Origin of the sequence: Microbacterium sp. USTB-Y, from assembly GCF_023703415.1 — a bacterium.
Classification (GTDB): domain Bacteria; phylum Actinomycetota; class Actinomycetes; order Actinomycetales; family Microbacteriaceae; genus Microbacterium.
In genome coordinates, this window is the sequence record NZ_JAGMTU010000007.1 from 123,828 (window position 1) to 142,056 (window position 18,229).

Here is an 18,229-nt window from a genome sequence, read left to right on the forward strand (position 1 = left end):
ATCATCCGATCGGCCAGGATCCGGCCCGAAGTGCACATCGCAGGCAGGCGCCGCCCCCGGCCGGTACTCGGACCGATCCGCCGAACTCAGGCTGGACCGCGCGTGACGGCCTCCACACCCCACGGCTGCGGCTCCGGGGCCGGATCCAGCCTGAATACGGTCCTCGCCTCAGGCGGACCCGCGCACCACCAGCTCGGTGCCGAGGATGGTGCGCCGGGGCGGGGCGGCTCCGGTCAGCCGGTCGATGAGCACGCCGGCGAGCGCCTCCCCCTGCGCATGCATCGGCTGGCGGATGGTCGTGAGCGGCGGATCCGTCGACAGCGCCACGGCCGAGTCGTCGAAGCCCACGACCGCGACGTCCTCCGGGATGCGCAGACCCGCCCCGCGCAGGGTGCGCAGCATGCCGCGCGCCATGAGGTCGCTGGCCGCGAACACCGCGTCGGGAAGGCCTCCGCCCGGCTCGCCGGCGCGGGCGAGGAGTTCCTCCGCAGCCTGGACGCCGCTCGCCTCGGAGTAGTCGCCGGAGAGCTCGGCGAACGGCGCGAGCCCGACCTCGGCCAGTCCCTCGCGGAACCCCTCGAGACGGTCGACGGCGCCGGCCATGGACAGCGGTCCGGTCACGGTCGCGATCCGGCTCCGTCCCGTGGCGATCAGGTGCGCGACGGCCTGGCGTCCGCCCGCGACGTTGTCGACGTCGACGAAGAAGTCGGCGTCGCCGCCGGTCGAGCGCCGTCCGCCGAAGACGACCGGCACCGCCTCGACGATGCGGTCGACGAACGCGTCGCTGGTGTGGTGCGAGAGGATGATCGCACCGTCGACGCCGCCGTTGCGCACGAACCCCGTCATCCGCCCGCCCGGGTCGTCGCTCGCGATGAGCAGGTTCAGGATGTAGTCCGAGCGCGCGATGCGGTCGCCGATGCCCGCCACGACCGCGCCGAAGTACGGATCCCCGAAGAAGCGGCGGGTGTCCTCCGGCACCACCAGCGCGATCGCATGGGTCTGCCGCAGGGCCAGCGAGCGCGCCGCGCGATTCGGCACGTACCCCAGCCGGGCGATCGCGTCCTGCACGGCGGCGAGCGCCTCGGGGCTCACCGCGGACGATCCGTTCACGACGCGCGACACGGTCGAGCGGGAGACGCCGGCGGCGTCCGCGACCTCTTCGATCGTGGCGCGGCCCGGCCGCTCCGGATCCGGCACCCGGGTCCCCGGTCGGGGATCGTCGCCGGCGGATCCGGCCCGCCGTGCGCCCGGCCGATCGACCATCGCTCAGACCGCCCGGGCGGCGATGATCCGCGCGTACTCGCGTCCGGAGTCCTTCACGATCCGCTCCTGGGTGTCGTAGTCCACCCGCACGATGCCGAAGCGCTTGCCGTAGCCGAAGGACCACTCGTAGTTGTCCAGCAGCGACCAGGCGAAGTAGCCGCGCACGTCCACGCCCTCATCGATCGCGTCGAAGGTCGCCGCGACGTGCTCGCGCAGGAACATCGCCCGCTCCGCGTCGTGCACGGCGCCGCCCGTCACCGCTCCCGTCGCGGGGTCGAGCCGGCCGCCCTCCAGGACGTCGTCGTAGGCGGCGCCGTTCTCGGTCACGTAGAGCGGCAGCCCGGGCGCGTACTCGGTGCCGATCCGCCGCAGCAGCCGGGTGAGCCCTTCCGGCTGCACCTCCCAGTCCATGCCGGTGCGGGGAAGACCCCGCTCGACCCAGTGCACGTCGTCGGCGGCGGGGAACGGCGAGCGGGTGCGCCGCGCGCCGTCGCCGGCGCCGTCGTGCGGGGTGCCCTCGGCGCCGGGCTGCGGCGTCCCGGAGAGCAGCTCGCCGTGGTAGTAATTGATGCCCAGGCAGTCCAGGGGCGTGGCGATCGTGTCGAGATCGCCCTCCTGGATCGCCGCGGCCCAGCGCCGCACGGCCACCGGATCCACGTCCCGGATGTCCGAGACCACGTCGGCGGGGTAGGCGCCGCGGAGGACCGGATCCAGGAACCAGCGGTTGAACTGGCCGTCGATGCGCCGGGCCGCGTCGACGTCGGCGGGGTCGCGCGGATCGGCCGGGTCGGCGACCGTGAGGTTGAGCGTGACGCCGAGGTCGAGCTCCGGGTCCCGCGCCCGCAGCTCCTGGATCGTGCGGCCGTGCGCGAGCAGCAGGTGGTGCGCCGCGAGCATGCCGTCCTCGATGCTGGTCCGCCCCGGCGCGTGCACGCCCGCCGTGTAGGAGAGGAACGACGAGCACCACGGCTCGTTCAGCGTGGTCCAGTGCTGCACGCGGTCGCCGAGCGCGTCGTGCACGCTGAGCGCGTAGTCGACGAACCGGTCGACCGTGTCGCGGGCGGTCCAGCCGCCCTTCTCCTCGAGCGCCTGCGGCAGGTCCCAGTGGTAGAGCGTGAGCCAGGGCACGATGCCGCCCGCGAGCAGCTCGTCGACGAGGCGGTCGTAGAAGGCGAGCCCCGCCGGATTCACCGCGCCCCCGTCGGGCCGCACCCGCGCCCACGAGGTGGAGAAGCGATAGGCCTGCAGGCCCAGCTCGCCCATGAGCCGCACGTCGTCGGCGTAGCGGTGGTAGTGGTCGCACGCGACATCGCCGGTGTCGCCGTTCTGCACGGCTCCGGGAACCCGGGCGAACGCGTCCCAGATCGATGCGGTCCGGCCCTCCTCGAAGGCGGCGCCCTCGATCTGGTACGCCGCGGTCGCGGCTCCGAAGAGGAAGCCGTCCGGGAATCGACGGGGGGACGCGTTCATCGCTCTCCTTCGCTCGGCGCGCCGTTCGGGCGGCACGATAGTGGGGCAGAGGTCGCGTGGGAGCGCTCCCACGCGATCCGCGCCAGACTATGGGAGCGCTCCCACGCCTGTCAACACCTTCCCCGGGCGGGCAGGGAGGGCGGTCGGAGAGCCCGGGCGTGGCGGTCGGCGTCTTCCTCGCCCGCGGTTCTCACCGTCCGAAATCTTGACACCCCCTCGACGAGTTTGTGTACACTCGTACACAATTGGATGGTGCGGCACTCCGCCGGAGAGGCGACGACCGCCCGCGCCGTCGCTCAGACGATCGCGAAGGAGCGCCATGTTCATCCTCGACACCCAGGTCCACATGTACCTCCCGAATTCGCCGGAGCACCCTTGGCCCGACTACGGCGATCCGGCGCCGGACGGCTCGCATGGATCGACCCCGACCGAGATCCTGCCCGCCATGGATGAGATCGGCGTGAGCGCGACGGCGATCGTTCCGGCGATCTGGGCCGGCGACGACAACCGCCCCGCGCTGCGGTGGGCCGCCGAGCATCCGGACCGCCTGGGCGTGATGGGCCGATTCGACCTGTGGGATCCGGATCGGACGCGCATCGAGCGCTGGTTCGATGACCCCGGCATGCGGGGCATCCGCATGAGCTATCCGAGCTTCCGCGGACGCGACTGGCTCGACGTCGATCGCTTCGCCTGGTTCTGGGCCGAGGCCGAGCGACTCGGGATCCCTCTCATGCTGCTGATCTTCGGACAGGAGGTGCGCAAGGTCGCCGCGATCGCGGAACGCCATCCCGGCCTGCCCCTCATCATCGACCACATGGGGCTGCTCATCGGCCAGCGCACGGGATTCGACGCCTGGGCGCACATCGACGATCTCTTCCCGCTCACGGCGTACCCGAACGTCTTCCTGAAGTTCTCCTCGATCCCCGACTACACCGATGAGGAGTACCCGTATCCCTCGCTCACCCCGATGCTGGAGCGCATCGTGGACGGGTACGGACCGGAACGTCTCATGTGGGGATCCGACACCACCCGGGTGCTCCGCGCGAGTTACCGGGAGATCCTCGACCACACACGGTACGAACTGGGCTTCCTCGGCGCGAGCGAGAAGGAGTGGATCCTCGGCCGCACGGCGGCGACCGTGCTGAGGTGGCCGCGGCCCGAGGCGGGCTGGGACTGGGAGCGCTGAGCGATGCCCCGCGTGACGGCGGGCACCGCGACGACCGTTCTCGGCCCTCGGCCCCCCGCCGAGCTCGGCCCGGTGCTGCCCGGCGAGCACGTCTTCGGCAGTTTCTCACCCCCCTGGGACCACGCGCGGGCGTGGACGGTGGCGAAGATGAGACGCCCCCTCACCGCCGCGGAGCGAACGCGCTATGAGGCCGCGCTCAGCCTGCCGCTGCTGACGACGCTCACGACCGGCTCCCCGAACCGCGCCGACGAGACCCTCGATGACGAGGCGCTCGCCGTGGACGAGGTGCTCGACGCATCCGCTCTCGGCATCCGCACGATCGTCGACGCGACCACCGCCGATCGCGGGCGCTCCCCCGCCGCCCTGCGCCGCCTCGCGCTCCGCACCGACGTGAACGTGGTGATGGGCGCCGGCTGGTTCCACCCGGCATGGGCCGCGGGGCTCGACAGACGCGGAGTCGACGACGTGGCCGACGAGATCGTGCGAGAGCTCGAGCTCGGCGTCGCCGGTGTGCGCGCCGGCCTGATCGGCGAACTGGCACCGCTCGACCCGCGCGTCCCGGACGAGGCGCTGCTGCTCACCGCCGCGGGGCGGGCCGCCCGACGCAGCGGTGCGCCCGTGATGATCCGGCTCCCTGCGGATCCCGAGGCCCGATCCGCCGTGATGGCGGCGTTCGCCGACGAAGGAGTGCCTCCGGACCGGATCGCCTTCTCGCACTCCGATGCACTCGCGGCCCGGCCGGATGAACTGCTGTCGGTGCTGGAGGCGGGGTGCCGCGTGCTGTTCGGCCGCCTGGGTCGCATCATCACCGCGGACAGCGAGGCCGACGATCAGGAGGTCGCAGCGGCGATCGTGCGCCTGGCGGGCCAGGGGCATCTCGAACGGCTGCTGGTGTCTTCCGGCGTCGCTCGCGCGCATCATCTGCGCACCTACGGGGGCAGCGGCTATGCGGCCGTGCCGCGTCAGTTCCTCTGGATCCTCGAGCACTTCGGCGGGGGAGAGCTCCTTCCCGCCCTGACGACGACGAACCCGCAGGACTGGCTCACCATCGCCTCCGCCGCCCTGCCCACGAGCACCGTGACGGAGCCCCGCCCATGACCTCATCCCCTTCCGTGTACGACCCGCTGACCGGGCTCGACGTCCCCGACCTGCGCGGGATGGCGCTCACCGTGGACGGGCCCGTCGACCCGGCGACGCTCGGCGTCGCCCTGATGCACGAGCACCTCTTCCTCGACCTGCGGAGGCCGGCGTGGGGGCGGCGCCCCGGCGAGGACGCGCCGGAGGCGGCGGAGCCGTTGAGCCTGAAGAACCTCGCACGGACGCGGCAGGGTGGGCCGCTGGCGGCGAACGACCTCATCGGCGACGTCGCAGAGATGCTTCCCGAGGTGCTGGCCTTCCGCGATGCGGGCGGCGGCACCATCGTCGACGTGACGAGCCGTCCGATCGGCCGGGACCCGCGATCACTCCGGCGGATCGCACGGGCCTCCGGAGTCCAGGTCGTGATGGGCGCCGGCTGGTACTCGCCGCGTTTCCATCCCCCGGAGATGGATCGCCGAACGGTCGACGACCTGACAGCCGAGACGGTGCACGACATCGTCGTCGGCGCAGACGGCACGGGAATCCGTTCCGGCGTCATCGGCGAGATCGGTGCCGAGAACCTTCCCCTCACCGACAACGAGTGGAAGATCACCCGCTCGGCGGCACGCGCGGGGCGCATCACCGGGGCTCCGCTCACCTTCCACTGCGGCGGCCACGGCGACGAGCGCCTGCGGGTGCTCGAGGCGATCGCCGAAGAGGGTCTCGGCGCGGACCGCGTGGTCTTCGGCCACGTGAACGATCTCGCCGTCGAGCAGGCAGCTGCGCTGCCGCTGCTGCGCCGCGGCGCAACGATCGAGTTCGATTTCCTCGGCACCACCGGCAGCCGTCGGCTGCACCGGCTGCCGATCGGCGATCATCGTGTGGCACGCGGCGTGGCCGAGCTGGTCGACGCCGGCTTCGCCGGTCAGCTCCTGCTCGCCCACGACGTCTGTCAGCGCATCCAGCTGCAGCAGTACGGCGGGCAGGGCTTCACCTACATCTCGGACCACTTCCTTCCTGCGCTCCGCCGCCACGGCGTGCCCGAGGACGCGATCACGCAGATCATGGTCGGCAACCCCGCGCGCCTGCTCGCGTTCGATGCGCCCCGGCCCTGACGTCCCCTCGCCACGCCTGAGCCCGGAAGCCGCGCGAGCCGCACCCGCACGGGCGGCTCGCGCGGCCGGTCTCCACGCCCCTCGGGATCGGTGCCGAGGTCAGATCACGTCGTAACGGAGGCGCCAGGCGGTGTCGCGGTGCTCCCACGCGTACGGCCCGCTGGAGTAGTTCGGCACGCCCTCCGCACTGCGCGGCGAGATGCGCGCGGTCGGGCCGCTCTCGTACACCGCGAGATAGCGCGGACCGGATCCGCCGACGACCGCTCGACGTTCGTAGCGTCCCGCGCGCTGCCAATCCCAGTCATGCAGGACCTCCGGGAGGTGCGTGCCGTTGTAGAAGGCGTTGAACTCCTCGACCTGCTCCGCCGTGGCGTCCGCTGCGGGCGTCATCCCCACCAGCACCAGTTGCGCCCCCTCCGGCTCCGGCATTCCCACGCTCAGGAAGCGCTCGAACAGCAGCCGCCAGCGCGGAGCGAAACCGACGCCGTCGGGCCAGGGCCGCGCCTCGCGCGCCGCGGCGAACACGTCCGCGTCGAGCTCGAGAGGCACGCGGAAGGCCGCGACGTACCGGGCGCCGATGTCGCCACGGGCGTCCTGCTGCGCGAGGCGCAGCCCCGTCATGGTCGCCGGATCCAGCCCTTCGACCTCCGCGGCGGTGACGAGCGCACGTCGTGCCTCGTCCGCGGGGTCCACATCCTCCGAGGGCACACCGGGGACGGGGTCGATGCCGACCCAGTAGAGCCGGGCGGAGGGGAAGCCGTCGGAATCGTGCGTCATCGTCATCGTCATCGCTCCTGAGGTCGGATCAGCCCGGCAGGCCGCCGGTCGAGACCAGCCGGATGCCCACGAAGCGCAGCTCCGACATCTCCTCCATCGCGTACTCGACTCCCTCGCGTCCGATGCCGCTGAGCTTGCGGCCGCCGAACGGATAGTTGTCCTGCCGATACCGCGAGGAGTCGTTGATCCACAGCGCACCCACGTCGATCTCGCTCGCGGCGCGGAACGCCGTCTGCAGATCGTTCGTGAAGAGGCCCGCCTGCAGGCCGAACCGGCTGTCGTTGACGAGGGCGAACGCCTCCTCGATGGTGTCGAAGGCGGCGAGCGTGGCGATCGGCCCGAAGGCCTCCTCGCAGCTCAGTGCCGCCTCGGCGGGGACGTCTCGCAGCACCGTCGGACGGATGGTCCGCTCGTGACGCTCCCCGCCGGTGAGCACGGTCGCACCCAGAGACTTCGCCTGATCGATCCACTCGAGCAGCTGCTCGAGATGCGAGGCCGAAGCGAGCGGGCCGATCTCGGTCTCGGGATCCCGGGGATCACCGATCACCATCGCCTCCGCCGCACGGACGAGCTCGACCGAGAACTCCTCGATGATCGAGGAGTGCACGATGAGCCGCTGCGCCGAGATGCATGCCTGCCCCGAGGAGAGGAACGCACTCGTCGCAAGGGTGCGTGCGGTGGCCACCGGATCCGCGTCCGCGCAGACGACGTTGGCCGCGCTGGAGCCGAGCTCGAGCGTGAGCTTCTTCAGCCCGGCGGTCGCAGCGATCGCGCGGCCGGTGGCGACGCCCCCGGTGACGGTGACCATCCGCACCCGGTCGTCCGTGACGAGCGGCCGCGCGGCGTCGTCGACGGAGCCGATGACCACGTTCAGGGCGCCCGCGGGGAGGCCCGCATCGCGCACGATCTCTGCGAGCATCAGCGCCGAGACCGGCGTCTGATCGGCGGGCTTCATGACCACCGCGTTACCCATCGCCAGTGCCGGCGCGACCTTGTTCGCCGCCAGATTGATCGGCGAGTTCGACGGGACGATCGCGGCGATCACACCGACCGGCACGCGCATCGTGTACCCGAAACGGCCTTCACCCCCGGGCACCGAGTCCATCGGAAGCACCGCTCCGATCGGCATCGTCGCGACGAGATCCGCGGCCATGGAGAACAGCTGGGCGGCTCGTCCGATCTCGCGTCGCGCGTCGCGGACGGGCTTGCCGCCCTCCTCGACGACCGTGTCGACGAGCTCGTCGTGGCGCGCCCGGATGCCGTCGGCGATGTGGCGCAGAGCGGCGGAGCGCTCGTGGGCGGGCAGATGCCGCAGCACCTCGCCGTGGGCGCGCGCGGCGCTGCCGATCGCCGCATCCACGTCGGCGGGCGAGGCCGAGGCGATCCTCGCGACGACGTGGTCGTCGTAAGGGCTGCGCACGACCAGCGTCGCACCGGAGCCGAGTCGCTCCGCGTTGTCGATCCAGATGCCCCGCTCGCTCATGCCCGGCTCCTCACGTCCATCCCATCCTCGCTGACGATGTCGACCCAGTCCCGTCCCACGAACAATGTGGCGTCGGCGAGCCGGCGTGCCGAACGCACGCTGTCGACGGCCTGCGCCGATCCGTCCGTGCCCCGCTCGACCCCGAGCCGGACGGATCCCGCGAACGTGCCGATCGAGAACTCGCACGCCGGCACCTGCGCGGACGCGCGCAGCAGCGAGTGCACGGCGCTGCCCTCGATCCCCGCCGCGGCGGCCACGGCGACCGCGCTGGTGATGCCGATCGCCGGGTGGAGCTCGGTCATCGAGACCATGCGGGCCTCGATGTCCGCCCCGGACTCGCTCGCGGCGGGCCCGACGATGCCGACTTTGGGCACCGCCTGTCCCCCGCCGGGCAGACCCATCCGCGCGGCGGCGGCCTGCCGGAATCGCATGAGCCACGGCAGCAGCTCGGCCACCGCGGGCCGTGATGACAGACCGCCCTCGAAGCCGATCTCATCGACCGAGACCAGAGCGGTGGGGGATCCGGCGTCGATCATGGTGCTCAGCACCCGTTTCCCGTCGACGATGAGCACGTCCACGGGACTGCCGGTGGGCAGGGTCCGGCCGTACTCGGACCATGTCGGCGGACTCCAGCGCAGCACGACCCGCACACCGGGGTACACGGTGCCCGGCACGATCTCGTCGCCGTCATGCGGCGGGACCTGTGCGTCGGGGGTCTGGACGACGGCCTCCAGCACGAGTCCGGAGTGGCGGTTGATGAGAGTGAGCGTGGTGGCCGGCGCGGTGAGCGGCACGAGCCCCTCCTGCACGGCGTAGAGCGCGACGGCCGAGGCGCAGTTGCCGCAGTTGCTGTCCCACTCGACCCGCTGCGTGGCGACGCTGACCTGAGCGAGCTCGTATTCCACGACCCCGTCGAAGGCACCCGCCGCGTCGACGATCATCGCCTTGCTCGTCGTGGACGTGCCGCCGCCGACTCCGTCGATCTGACGCTGGTCCGGTGACCCGAACAGCCGCAGGAGCAGAGCATCGCGCGCCGCGAGGTCGATGGGGAGGTGATCGTCGCGCAGAATCCAGCACTTGCTCGTGCCTCCGCGCATCCACACGGCGGGGATGCGGGCGTCGCGCCTCAGTTCCTCGTCGAGCGCGAGCGTTTCATGTTCCATGTTGCGTTCCTTTGCACACGGTGCGGTACTTGCGTGTACGATTGTACACAATGAAATCCATTCGCTGTCAACCTCGTGCCGGGGCCCGGTTCTCCGGCCTTCGCCGGGGCTGGATCCGCGACGGATCCGGCTTCGGCGCGCATCGGCGACACAGCGACGAATCCCGAGAGGATGGGAGCCATGAGCCTCGAGATCCATCCGGTGTGCGTGGGGCGTATCAACGGCCTGCACATGCCCTCCGTCACCTACCTGCGCGGGTGGGGTGAGCGCTTCGACACCGTGTTCATCATGTTCGCGATCACCGGCGGGGCATCGCCGATCATCGTCGACACCGGACCGCCCGATGCCGACACCGTCAAACGACTGCACGGCCACGATCTGATCCGTGCCGTCGACGAGCATCCGGCCGCCGCCCTCGAGAAGCTCGGCATCGATCCCGCGGAGGTGCGCACGGTCATCAACACCCATCTGCACTGGGACCACTCGTCGAACAACGACCTGTTCCCGAACGCGGAGGTGATCGTGCAGCGCAGCGAGGTCGACTACGCGATCGATCCCGTCGAGTGGCACAACGTGATGTTCGAGCGCCTTCCCGGTGTGCAGTCCCCGTGGCGCCGCGCCGAGGACCGGATCCGCACGGTCGAGGGCGACACCGAGATCGCCGAGGGCGTCTCCGTCATCGCGCTCCCGGGACACACCCCCGGCTCGCAGGGCGTGCTGGTGCAGGGCGCCGACCGCCGCTACCTGCTCGCCGGCGACACCGTGAACGCCTACGTCAACTGGGAGGGCGATGCGACCGCCTCCCACATCCCGTCCGGCCTCTACACGAGCATCACCGACTACGCCGCGAGCTTCGCGACGATCGACTCCCTCGACTGCGAGGTGATCCCGAGCCATGATCGCGCCGTGCTCGATCACGGACCGTTCCTCTGATCCGCAGCCCCGCGCAACGGCTGAGGGCCGGAATGCTCTGCATTCCGGCCCTCAGCCGTTGCGTACCCGTCCCGTCTATGCGCCGACGAGCAGCCTGCGCGGGTTGTCGACGACGATCCGCTCGACGATCTCCGCGTCGACACCGGCCGCGATGAGCTCGCCGCGCATCTCGCGCAGCACATAGGAGTACCCGGGGCCGCCGCGGCGCTCCCGGTCGGTGATCCAGCAGACGTCGTGCGAGAGCAGGAGCTTGTCGGCGAGCCCGCGGCGCACCATCTCGACGGTGTTGCGCACGCGCTCCTCCTGCTGGGGGATGTCGAGCGGGCCGTTGCGGTCGTACATCACGAAGGCGCCGCGCCGGGCCAGGACCTCGTGGTAGTCGACGTCGTCGAGTCCGTCGCAGTGGCTCACGGCGACGCGGCGCAGATCGACGCCCTCCTCCTCGAGCACATCGAGCTGCCACAGCCCGACCTTCGAGCGCGTGCCGTGCAGGATGATTCCGAGACCGGTCCTGCGGTGCGCACGGGCGCTCGCCCGCAGAGCCCGCTCCTCGACGGCGGAGAGCCACTCGCGATCGGCGCCGATCTCTCCGATGACACCGGGGCGGATGCCGTCGGTGCCGTTCTCGATGTCGTCGACGAGCCGCTCCGTGAGGACGGCCACGCTGAGCTTGTTGAAGTCCTCCTCGTAGAAGGGCTCGCGATACCAGCCGGATCCCATCACGATGTGCACGTCCGACTCGACGGAAGCCTGCAGCAGCTTGTGCGGGTCGCGCCCGAGGCCGCCGCTCGTGCAGTCGACGATCGTGGCGCCGCCCGCCGCCTTGTAGGAGCGCAGGTCGTTGACGGCCTCGTAGAGGTCCATCATGAACGACGCCTTCTGCCGGTTCACCCGGTACATGTCCGAGACGATGTGCTCATGCGGCATCGTCGGCCCGAGGGCGCGCGCGGACACGGGGCCCCGCACCGTCTGCACGGTCTGTCCGGCCTGTGAGGTCATCGTCTGCTCGCTCTCCCGGGGCGCATCCCCGCTCCGCTGCGTCGTCGCGGGATCCCGCCGATCCCGGCGACTGCTCCGATCATGCCCGGCACGGCTCAACCCGCGACGGCGGCGTGCAGCGCCTCGCCGAAGATCTGCACCGCACGATCGACATCCTCCGCCTCGACCACGAGCGGCGGGACGATGCGCATCGTGTCGCGGTCGATGCCGCAGGTGAGGATGAGCAGCCCTCGCGCATACGCCTCCTTCTGCACCCGCGCCGCGAGCGCCGTTCCGACCGATCCGTCGGCATGGCGCAGTTCGACTCCCACCATGAGGCCCAGTCCGCGCACCTCGTGCACCTCCGCCACGCTCTCCGAGACGGCGCGCAGCCCGTCGATCAGCCGTTGGCCCTGCACCGCGGCGTTGTCGACGAGCTCCTCCTGCTCGTACACGTCGAGCGTGGCGAGGGCTGCAGCAGCGGTGACGACGTGGCCGGAGAACGTGCCTCCCATGGATCCCGCCCAGGCCTTGTCCATGAGCTCCTTCGACGCGGCGAGCGCCGAGATCGGCAGGCCGGACGCCATCCCCTTCCCCATCACGATCATGTCGGGGCGCGCATCGAAGTGCTCGAACGCCCAGAAGCGTCCCGTGCGTCCCCAGCCGGCCTGGATCTCGTCGAAGATCAGCAGGATCCCATGGGCGTCCGCACGCTCGCGCAGCCCGTCGAAGAACCGCTTCGTGCCCGGAACGTAGCCGCCCTCGCCCTGAACCGCTTCCACGAGGAAGGCAGCGGTATCCTGCGGGATCGAGATCGTGGCGAGGATGCGGTCGAGCTGCTCGAGCGCGTGATCGGTCGCGTCGCCCTGGACCGACCGCAGACGCGCCGGCGCCGGGTAGGGTGCGAACACCACGCCGGCCATGAGCGGACTGATGCCTGCACGCACTTTCGCCGTCGACGACGTGAGCGAGGCCGCTCCCATCGTGCGCCCGTGGAACCCGCCCTCGAAGGCGATGATGTTGGGGCGTCCGGTCGCGTGTCGCGCCAGGCGCACCGCCGTCTCGACCGCCTCGGCACCGATGTTGCCGAACCACATCCGGTCGATGCCCTCGGGCAGATACGGTCCGAAGCGCTCCAGGAAATCGAGCGTCGGACGGTTCAGCCCGAGGCTCGAGGCGGGGAGCAGGATCTTCGCCACCTGGTCCTGGATGGCCTGCACCACGTGGGGATGGCTGTGCCCGGTGCTCGTCACCGCGATTCCTGCGGCGAAGTCCAAGAGCTCGGTGCCGTCCTCGAGGTGCAACCGCACCCCGGAACCTCGATCGATCACACCGCCGGTGAACTGGGCCAGATTCTCTGCGAGTCGCAGCATGTCTTCTCTCTTCTCGGGTCTTGCGTTCTTCTGCGTCAGGTCGCTTCAGTCGCGTGCGAATGCGCCCTCGCGGGCCGTGAACTCGGGGGAGGCGACGAGCGGGAAGTCGGTGAGCTCGGCGATCTCGTCGAAGCTGAAGCCGTCTGCGACGCGCTCCACGACGAACCGCTCGCCGTTCCAGCGGAAGACCGCCAGGTCCGTCACCACGATGTCCACGCACGCAGGTCCGGTGAGGGGGTAGTCGCACTCGGCGACGAGTTTGTGCGCGCCGTTCTTCGCGGTGTGCGTCATCATCACCATGACGGTTCCACCGCCGGCGACGAGATCCATCGCGCCCCCGATGCCGCCGCCGACCATCGCCGGCTGGCTCCAGTTCGCCAGGTTCGCGTGCGCGTCGACCTGGAATCCCCCCAGAACGACCGCGTCCACGTGGCCGCCGCGCACCATCTCGAACGCGGTGACGCTCTCGAAATAGGATCCGCCTGGACGCAGACGCACGTATTCCCCGCCGGCGTTGTAGAGCGCGGGGTCGTAGTCCTCCTCCGCGGCGGCCTCGCCGTAGCCGAGGACGCCGTTCTCGCCGTGCAGGGTGACATCCCGCCCGGCGATGTGGTTCGACACGAGCGTGGGCATGCCGACCCCGAGGTTGACGTAGCTGCCCTCTGGGATGAGGTCGGCGGTGATCTTCGCCATCTCGCCGCGGGTCCAGCCTCTCTTGCCGTTGTACTCCTGCGCGGCGTCGCTCCCTGCACCGGGTCGGGCCGCCCAGAACCGCGGCTTGACGTCGGCCGTCTGCAGCACGACCCGGTCGACGAAGATGCCGGGCAGGTCGATCGACTCCGGCGGCAGCGCACCCTCGACGATCTCATCGACCTCGGCGATCGCGATCTGCGCGCCTTTCGCGAAACTCGGCATGAAGTTGCGTCCGACGCCGGCGAAGTCCAGGTTGCCGAAGCGGTCGGCCCGGCGCGCCCGGATCAGGGCGTAGTCGACCGGAAGCGCCTTCTCCAGTACATAGTCGACGCCGTCGATCGTGCGCACCTCCTTGCCCTCGGCGACCACCGTGCCGACGCCGGTGCGGGTGAAGACGGCGCCGATGCCTGCGCCTGCCGCACGCAGCCGCTCGACGAGGGTGCCCTGCGGCACGAGCTCGACCTCGATGTCACCGGCGGCGATCTGCTGCTCGGCGGGCGAGCGGTCGCCGCTGGCCCGAGCCGAGAACGAGACGATCAAGCGCTTGACCTGATGGTTCTCGATGAGGGTCATCGACCGGTAGGGTCCCTCTCCCAGAGAGTTCGCGACGATGCACAGCTCCTTCGCCCCCTGGGCGCGCAGCGCGACGGTGAGGCTGGAAGGGAAGCTCTGCGTGAGCCCGAAGCCCGCGACCGCGATGGTCGCGCCATCCGGAACATCTGCGACCGCGGCCTCGGGGGAAGGGAAGATCTTGTCGTTCGGCATGATGGTGCTCTCTCTTCAGCGCGTGCGCGCGGGACGGAATCGCGGGACGACGTGCCCGTCTCCGGCGTGGAAGACCACTTCGACCGGATCGTCGATGCGGATGTCGTCGACCTCGCAGTCGACGATGTTCGTCATGATGGTCGGCCCCTCCTCGAGGGTCACGTAGGCGACGAGGTACGGTGCCGCCTCGCGCCAGGGACCGTAAGCCCGGCGGATCACGGTGAAGCTGTAGACCGTGCCGCGGCCGGAACCCGTCTCCCATACAGTGCGATCGCTGTGGCAGAACGGGCAGATCGGGCGCGGGTACCAGTGCGCCTCGCCGCACGCCTCGCAGCGCTTGATGACGAACCGGCCCTCCGCGGCAGCCGTCCAGAACTCGGCGGTGTCCGGGTTCGGGGCCGGTGCCGGCACGGGCAACGGGGCGTCCGTGATGATCTCGCTCATGCGTCTTCCCTTCCGAGGATCATGGTGGCGCTGCGCATCCGGGTGCCGAGGAAGCCGCCGTTGCCGTGCACGAGGGCGAGCCCGGCATCGTGCAGCTGCACGCCTTCGTTCGCCTCGCCGCGCAGCTGGCGCACCGCCTCGATGAGCTTCGTCACGCCTCCGCGCCCACCGGGGTGGTTGTTGGCGAGCCCGCCGCCGTCGGTGTTGACCGGAAGCCGGCCGAACGGCGCGACGAGCGCGCCTTCCAACACGAAGCGCCCGCCCTGACCGCGCTCGCAGAAGCCGAGGTCCTCGAGCATCTGGATCACGGTGAAGGTGAAGCTGTCATAGATCGACGCGTAGTCGATGTCCTGCGGAGTGAGCCCGGCCTGCTCGAAGGCGCGCGCGCCGGACCAGATCGCCGACGAATAGGTGAGGTCGACCTTCCCGCCGTTGACGATCTTGCCCGCCTCGCCGTGACCGAGCACGCGCACCGCGCGGCGCCCGAGGCCGAGGTCGCGGGCGATCTCCGCCGTCGTGACCACGATCGCTCCGCCGCCGTCCGTGACGACGCAGCAGTCGTCGCGGTGCAGCGGGTCCGCCAGCATCGGCGAGTTCAGGACGTCGTCGACGGTGACCCGTTTCTTCAGGAAGGCGTTCGGGTTGAAGGAGGCGTGGATGGAGGCGGCGACCTTGACCTCGGCGAGCTGGGCGCTGGTCGTGCCGAACTCGTGCATGTGCCGTTTGGCAGCGAGGGCGTAATTGCCCACCGGGCCGTTCCACCCCGCCATCCTGTCCTCGAAGCCGTCCTCGGGGACGGTGAGGCCTCCGCCGCCGGACTGCTCGCCTGTGCGGGACTTCCCGGCGAGGGTGACGAGCGCCACGCGGCAATCGCCCGCGGCGATCGCGGCCAGCGCGTGCGCGACGTGATAGATCGGCGCGGATCCGCCCGTCTCGGTCGAGTCCATGTAGCGCAGGTTGCGCAGCCCCATGTAGTCGGCCATGGAGATCCAGCCGTTCCCCGGCGCGTCGTTCCCGCAGAAATAGCCGTCCACATCGTCGAGCGTGAGCCCGGCATCGGCGAGGGCGCCCAGCGCCACCTCCGTGTGGATCTGCGCCAGCGACTTGTCCGGCAGCTCTCGGCCCGGGTGCTCGTAGGCACCCACGATGCGGATCGAATCCCACCGTCCCATTCGTGTTCCTCTCCTTCTTCGCTTGTCGTCGTTCTCGTCAGGGGCGCGTGGCGACCGGATCGGCCGGCACGTCCGTCCCCGCCAGGACCTCGTAGACGATCGCGTGGCGCCCCAGCTCCGCCCCCGCGAGGTCCGTGGCGGCGGCGATGCTGTCCGCCTCGAGCAGATCCATCACCCGAGGCGACGACGTGCCCTCTGCGTTCAGGTCGTGGATCAGCTGGTACCGACCCGCCCGCGGGATCCGTCCGCCACGGCGAAGAGCCTCCAAGCACGGCGGATCCTCGTCCGTCCCCCGCGCGATCAGCACGAGCGCCGCCGATCGGCGCTTGCCGCTCCCGGCCGCCGGCGCGTCCCCGGCTACCGCCACCCGGCGGTACAGGCCCCGCCCCCGTCCGCGCAGGGCGTGCGGGAACAGCGGAGGCAGTGCGCTGAAGAGCGGCGCCGGTCCGGATGCGTTGCGCGCGGCGTAGGCCTGGATCCCCGCTTCACCGTGGACTCCGTAGAGCGCCGCCCACCGTGCGGCCGCGTACCCGGTGCCCGTGGCGGGCGAGACGCGCCCGCCACGGACCGCGGTGACGAAACCGGGGTTCTCCCGCAGGACCTCGCCGATGTGCACGTCGCTGTAGAACGCGTCGAGCCTCTCGAACTCGTCCGAGCCTTCCTCCACAGAGGCATCGGTCCACAGCGCGTAGAGATGATCTCCGCCGATCGTGGGCGCCCAGGTCCTGGTCATGATCCGTCAGCTCCTCGTCGTCACTTCCGATGCCAGAGCATGATGGAGGTCAGCGACGGCGGATTGATCACGATGCCCGCCATGTCCTGCTTCGCGAACCAGAGGTTCTTCGGCATGACCCCCGTGATCAGCAGGGCGTTCTCCACGACGTATCGGTTGACGTCCTGCCACGCCTTGGCGTTCTCCGGGGTGTCCGCCGTCTCGTGCTGGGCCACGTCGATCAGGCGGTACAACTCCGTGTAGTCGGAGTTGGCCAGCCATGAGCTGTTCGGATCCAGGATCGCGGTCACCGTCGGGCCGACGGGGGCGAGGATCGCCGAGAACGCGTTGACCGGCCACACCTGCGCCTCGAGCTTGGTGCCCCACATGCTCGGGTCGAGCACGAGCGGCTGCATCGTGACGCCGATCTTGGCCCACTCCGCCTGTAGCACCTGAGCGATCTCCTTGTTGCCCTCGACCGGGCCGACGAGCATCTCGCCCACGTCGAAGCCGTCCGGGTAGCCCGCTTCGGCCAGCAGCTGCTTCGCCTTTGCCGGGTCGTAGGGGTACCGCTCGACGAGATCGGGAGCGTAGCCCTCCGAGCCCTCGATGAACAGCTGCTGGTTGTAGACCACGTTGTCGCCGAAGATGCCTGCACCGGCCTTGTGCCAATCGACCGCATACATGAGCGCTTGGCGCACCCGCAGGTCCTTGAGCGCGGGCACGATCTCGCCCTTCAGATCTCCGAAGACGATCGGACGGGCGGATCCCGGACCCTCCACCACCTGCAGGCCGGCGTCCTTGGCCGACTTGACCTGACGCAGGGACCCGGCCGCCACGTCGATCTGTCCGGTGCGCAGGGCAGCGAGACGGGTCTGCTCCTGGGGCATGACCTTGAGCACGATCTTGTCCCAGCGCACCTCCGCCTTGTCGTAGTAGTTGGGGTTGGGCGTGTAGACGTAGGTCGAGTTGGTGACCGTGTTCTTCGTGTCCAGGATGTAAGGGCCGGCGCCGGCGGTCTCGAGCTTGAGCTTGTCCGGGTCCTTGAGCGCGGCGGGGTTGGTGATCCAGCCCAGCGAGGTGAAAGCAGTCGTGAACGCCCAGGGCAGGCTCGGGCGCGGCTTGTCCGCTTGCAGGTGCACCACGACCTCGTGCTCCGTCGGCGTCTCGAACGTCGCCCCGCCGAGCCAGTACTGCGAGTACGCGGTCTGCAGCGCGTACTGCCAGTACGCGACCACGCCCGCGGCTGTCACCGGCGACCCGTCGCTGAACTTCGCATCGTCGCGCAGCTCCAGCTTCAGCGTGGTGTTGGTGTCGTCCAGCCACTCCCACTTCGTGGCGAGACTCGGGGCGAGCTTGCCCTTCTCATCGATCTCGATGAGCGGCTGATAGGCCGGAGCGAGGAAGTTGTTGGTCAGGCCGGCACGGGACAGGCTTCCGGCGTCGAAGCTCGCCGGCGCTCGGGTGAGGCCGACGGTGAGCGTTCCGCCCTTGCCGCCGCCCGCGGAGGAGCCGGCTTTGCCGCCGCCTCCGCCGCCGCAGCCGGTCAGAGCCAGCGCACCGGCCAGCACGGTCGCGACAAGCGCAGCCGCCGCTTTCGTTCTCGTGAATCGCATGTGTTTCTC

The 18,229-nt window shown here is 70.4% G+C and carries 16 protein-coding genes; 4 read left to right on the top strand and 12 right to left on the bottom strand.

Annotated elements, in window-relative coordinates; translation table 11 throughout:
* Positions 1-168: 168 nt before the first annotated feature.
* Positions 169-1,263, bottom strand: a complete 1,095-nt coding sequence (locus tag J8G10_RS16795; RefSeq protein WP_251447595.1) for a LacI family DNA-binding transcriptional regulator — start codon at positions 1,261-1,263, stop codon at positions 169-171.
* 3 nt (positions 1,264-1,266) lie between these two features.
* A complete protein-coding gene (locus J8G10_RS16800; RefSeq protein ID WP_251447597.1) occupies positions 1,267-2,733 on the bottom strand; it encodes a GH1 family beta-glucosidase in 1,467 nt (488 codons plus the stop codon).
* Positions 2,734-3,052: 319 nt separating this feature from the next.
* On the opposite strand from J8G10_RS16800, the gene J8G10_RS16805 reads away from it, so the two are divergent.
* From J8G10_RS16805 to J8G10_RS16815, 3 genes are read left to right on the top strand one after another with little or no spacing between them, the layout of a single operon-like run.
* A complete protein-coding gene (locus J8G10_RS16805; protein ID WP_251447599.1) occupies positions 3,053-3,919 on the top strand; it encodes an amidohydrolase in 867 nt (288 codons plus the stop codon).
* Between the two features lie 3 nt (positions 3,920-3,922).
* Positions 3,923-5,017 (top strand): hypothetical protein, encoded by a 1,095-nt coding sequence (locus J8G10_RS16810; RefSeq protein WP_251447603.1) that lies wholly within the window; start codon positions 3,923-3,925, stop codon positions 5,015-5,017.
* Complete coding sequence (locus J8G10_RS16815) at positions 5,014-6,111, top strand: phosphotriesterase (RefSeq protein WP_251447606.1); 1,098 nt, start codon at positions 5,014-5,016, stop codon at positions 6,109-6,111. Before J8G10_RS16810 ends, J8G10_RS16815 begins: the two co-directional genes overlap by 4 nt.
* A gap of 99 nt (positions 6,112-6,210) precedes the next feature.
* Here the strand turns inward: J8G10_RS16815 and J8G10_RS16820 are convergent, their stop codons facing one another.
* Genes J8G10_RS16820 through J8G10_RS16830 form a run of 3 tightly spaced genes read right to left on the bottom strand, consistent with a single transcriptional unit; the run spans position 6,211 to position 9,534 of the window.
* Complete coding sequence (locus J8G10_RS16820) at positions 6,211-6,894, bottom strand: hypothetical protein (RefSeq protein ID WP_251447610.1); 684 nt, start codon at positions 6,892-6,894, stop codon at positions 6,211-6,213.
* A 22-nt stretch (positions 6,895-6,916) separates the two neighbouring features.
* Positions 6,917-8,371, bottom strand: coding sequence for an aldehyde dehydrogenase family protein (locus J8G10_RS16825; protein ID WP_251447613.1), 1,455 nt, complete (start codon positions 8,369-8,371; stop codon positions 6,917-6,919).
* A complete protein-coding gene (locus J8G10_RS16830) occupies positions 8,368-9,534 on the bottom strand; it encodes a PrpF domain-containing protein (protein ID WP_251447616.1) in 1,167 nt (388 codons plus the stop codon). Before J8G10_RS16830 ends, J8G10_RS16825 begins: the two co-directional genes overlap by 4 nt.
* 180 nt (positions 9,535-9,714) lie before the next feature.
* On the opposite strand from J8G10_RS16830, the gene J8G10_RS16835 reads away from it, so the two are divergent.
* Complete coding sequence (locus J8G10_RS16835; RefSeq protein ID WP_251447619.1) at positions 9,715-10,467, top strand: N-acyl homoserine lactonase family protein; 753 nt, start codon at positions 9,715-9,717, stop codon at positions 10,465-10,467.
* Positions 10,468-10,542: 75 nt separating this feature from the next.
* Here J8G10_RS16835 and J8G10_RS16840 read toward each other — a convergent pair whose 3' ends face one another.
* From J8G10_RS16840 to J8G10_RS16870, 7 genes are all read right to left on the bottom strand, one after another.
* A complete protein-coding gene (locus J8G10_RS16840) occupies positions 10,543-11,466 on the bottom strand; it encodes a phosphotriesterase (RefSeq protein WP_251447621.1) in 924 nt (307 codons plus the stop codon).
* Positions 11,467-11,561: 95 nt separating this feature from the next.
* Entirely contained in the window at positions 11,562-12,818 is a 1,257-nt protein-coding gene (locus J8G10_RS16845; RefSeq protein WP_251447625.1) for an aspartate aminotransferase family protein, read from the bottom strand.
* Between the two features lie 45 nt (positions 12,819-12,863).
* Positions 12,864-14,276, bottom strand: a complete 1,413-nt coding sequence (locus J8G10_RS16850; RefSeq protein WP_251447628.1) for a 3-oxoacid CoA-transferase — start codon at positions 14,274-14,276, stop codon at positions 12,864-12,866.
* Between the two features lie 15 nt (positions 14,277-14,291).
* On the bottom strand, positions 14,292-14,720 hold the full coding sequence (locus J8G10_RS16855) for a Zn-ribbon domain-containing OB-fold protein (protein WP_251447631.1): 429 nt from the start codon (positions 14,718-14,720) through the stop codon (positions 14,292-14,294).
* Positions 14,717-15,892, bottom strand: a complete 1,176-nt coding sequence (locus J8G10_RS16860; RefSeq protein WP_251447635.1) for a thiolase domain-containing protein — start codon at positions 15,890-15,892, stop codon at positions 14,717-14,719. Before J8G10_RS16860 ends, J8G10_RS16855 begins: the two co-directional genes overlap by 4 nt.
* Before the next feature lie 37 nt (positions 15,893-15,929).
* Entirely contained in the window at positions 15,930-16,625 is a 696-nt protein-coding gene (locus J8G10_RS16865; protein WP_251447637.1) for a hypothetical protein, read from the bottom strand.
* A gap of 20 nt (positions 16,626-16,645) precedes the next feature.
* A complete protein-coding gene (locus J8G10_RS16870; RefSeq protein ID WP_251447639.1) occupies positions 16,646-18,220 on the bottom strand; it encodes an ABC transporter substrate-binding protein in 1,575 nt (524 codons plus the stop codon).
* Positions 18,221-18,229 lie beyond the last annotated feature (9 nt).

Excerpts from the sequence above, each read along its gene's own strand:
- J8G10_RS16795 (WP_251447595.1), bottom strand. The coding sequence starts at position 1,263 with ATGGTCGATCGGCCGGGCGCACGGCGGGCCGGATCCGCCGGCGACGAT.
- J8G10_RS16800 (WP_251447597.1), bottom strand. The coding sequence starts at position 2,733 with ATGAACGCGTCCCCCCGTCGATTCCCGGACGGCTTCCTCTTCGGAGCC.
- J8G10_RS16805 (WP_251447599.1), top strand. The coding sequence starts at position 3,053 with ATGTTCATCCTCGACACCCAGGTCCACATGTACCTCCCGAATTCGCCG.
- J8G10_RS16810 (WP_251447603.1), top strand. The coding sequence starts at position 3,923 with ATGCCCCGCGTGACGGCGGGCACCGCGACGACCGTTCTCGGCCCTCGG.
- J8G10_RS16815 (WP_251447606.1), top strand. The coding sequence starts at position 5,014 with ATGACCTCATCCCCTTCCGTGTACGACCCGCTGACCGGGCTCGACGTC.
- J8G10_RS16820 (WP_251447610.1), bottom strand. The coding sequence starts at position 6,894 with ATGACGATGACGCACGATTCCGACGGCTTCCCCTCCGCCCGGCTCTAC.
- J8G10_RS16825 (WP_251447613.1), bottom strand. The coding sequence starts at position 8,371 with ATGAGCGAGCGGGGCATCTGGATCGACAACGCGGAGCGACTCGGCTCC.
- J8G10_RS16830 (WP_251447616.1), bottom strand. The coding sequence starts at position 9,534 with ATGGAACATGAAACGCTCGCGCTCGACGAGGAACTGAGGCGCGACGCC.
- J8G10_RS16835 (WP_251447619.1), top strand. The coding sequence starts at position 9,715 with ATGAGCCTCGAGATCCATCCGGTGTGCGTGGGGCGTATCAACGGCCTG.
- J8G10_RS16840 (WP_251447621.1), bottom strand. The coding sequence starts at position 11,466 with ATGACCTCACAGGCCGGACAGACCGTGCAGACGGTGCGGGGCCCCGTG.
- J8G10_RS16845 (WP_251447625.1), bottom strand. The coding sequence starts at position 12,818 with ATGCTGCGACTCGCAGAGAATCTGGCCCAGTTCACCGGCGGTGTGATC.
- J8G10_RS16850 (WP_251447628.1), bottom strand. The coding sequence starts at position 14,276 with ATGCCGAACGACAAGATCTTCCCTTCCCCCGAGGCCGCGGTCGCAGAT.
- J8G10_RS16855 (WP_251447631.1), bottom strand. The coding sequence starts at position 14,720 with ATGAGCGAGATCATCACGGACGCCCCGTTGCCCGTGCCGGCACCGGCC.
- J8G10_RS16860 (WP_251447635.1), bottom strand. The coding sequence starts at position 15,892 with ATGGGACGGTGGGATTCGATCCGCATCGTGGGTGCCTACGAGCACCCG.
- J8G10_RS16865 (WP_251447637.1), bottom strand. The coding sequence starts at position 16,625 with ATGACCAGGACCTGGGCGCCCACGATCGGCGGAGATCATCTCTACGCG.
- J8G10_RS16870 (WP_251447639.1), bottom strand. The coding sequence starts at position 18,220 with ATGCGATTCACGAGAACGAAAGCGGCGGCTGCGCTTGTCGCGACCGTG.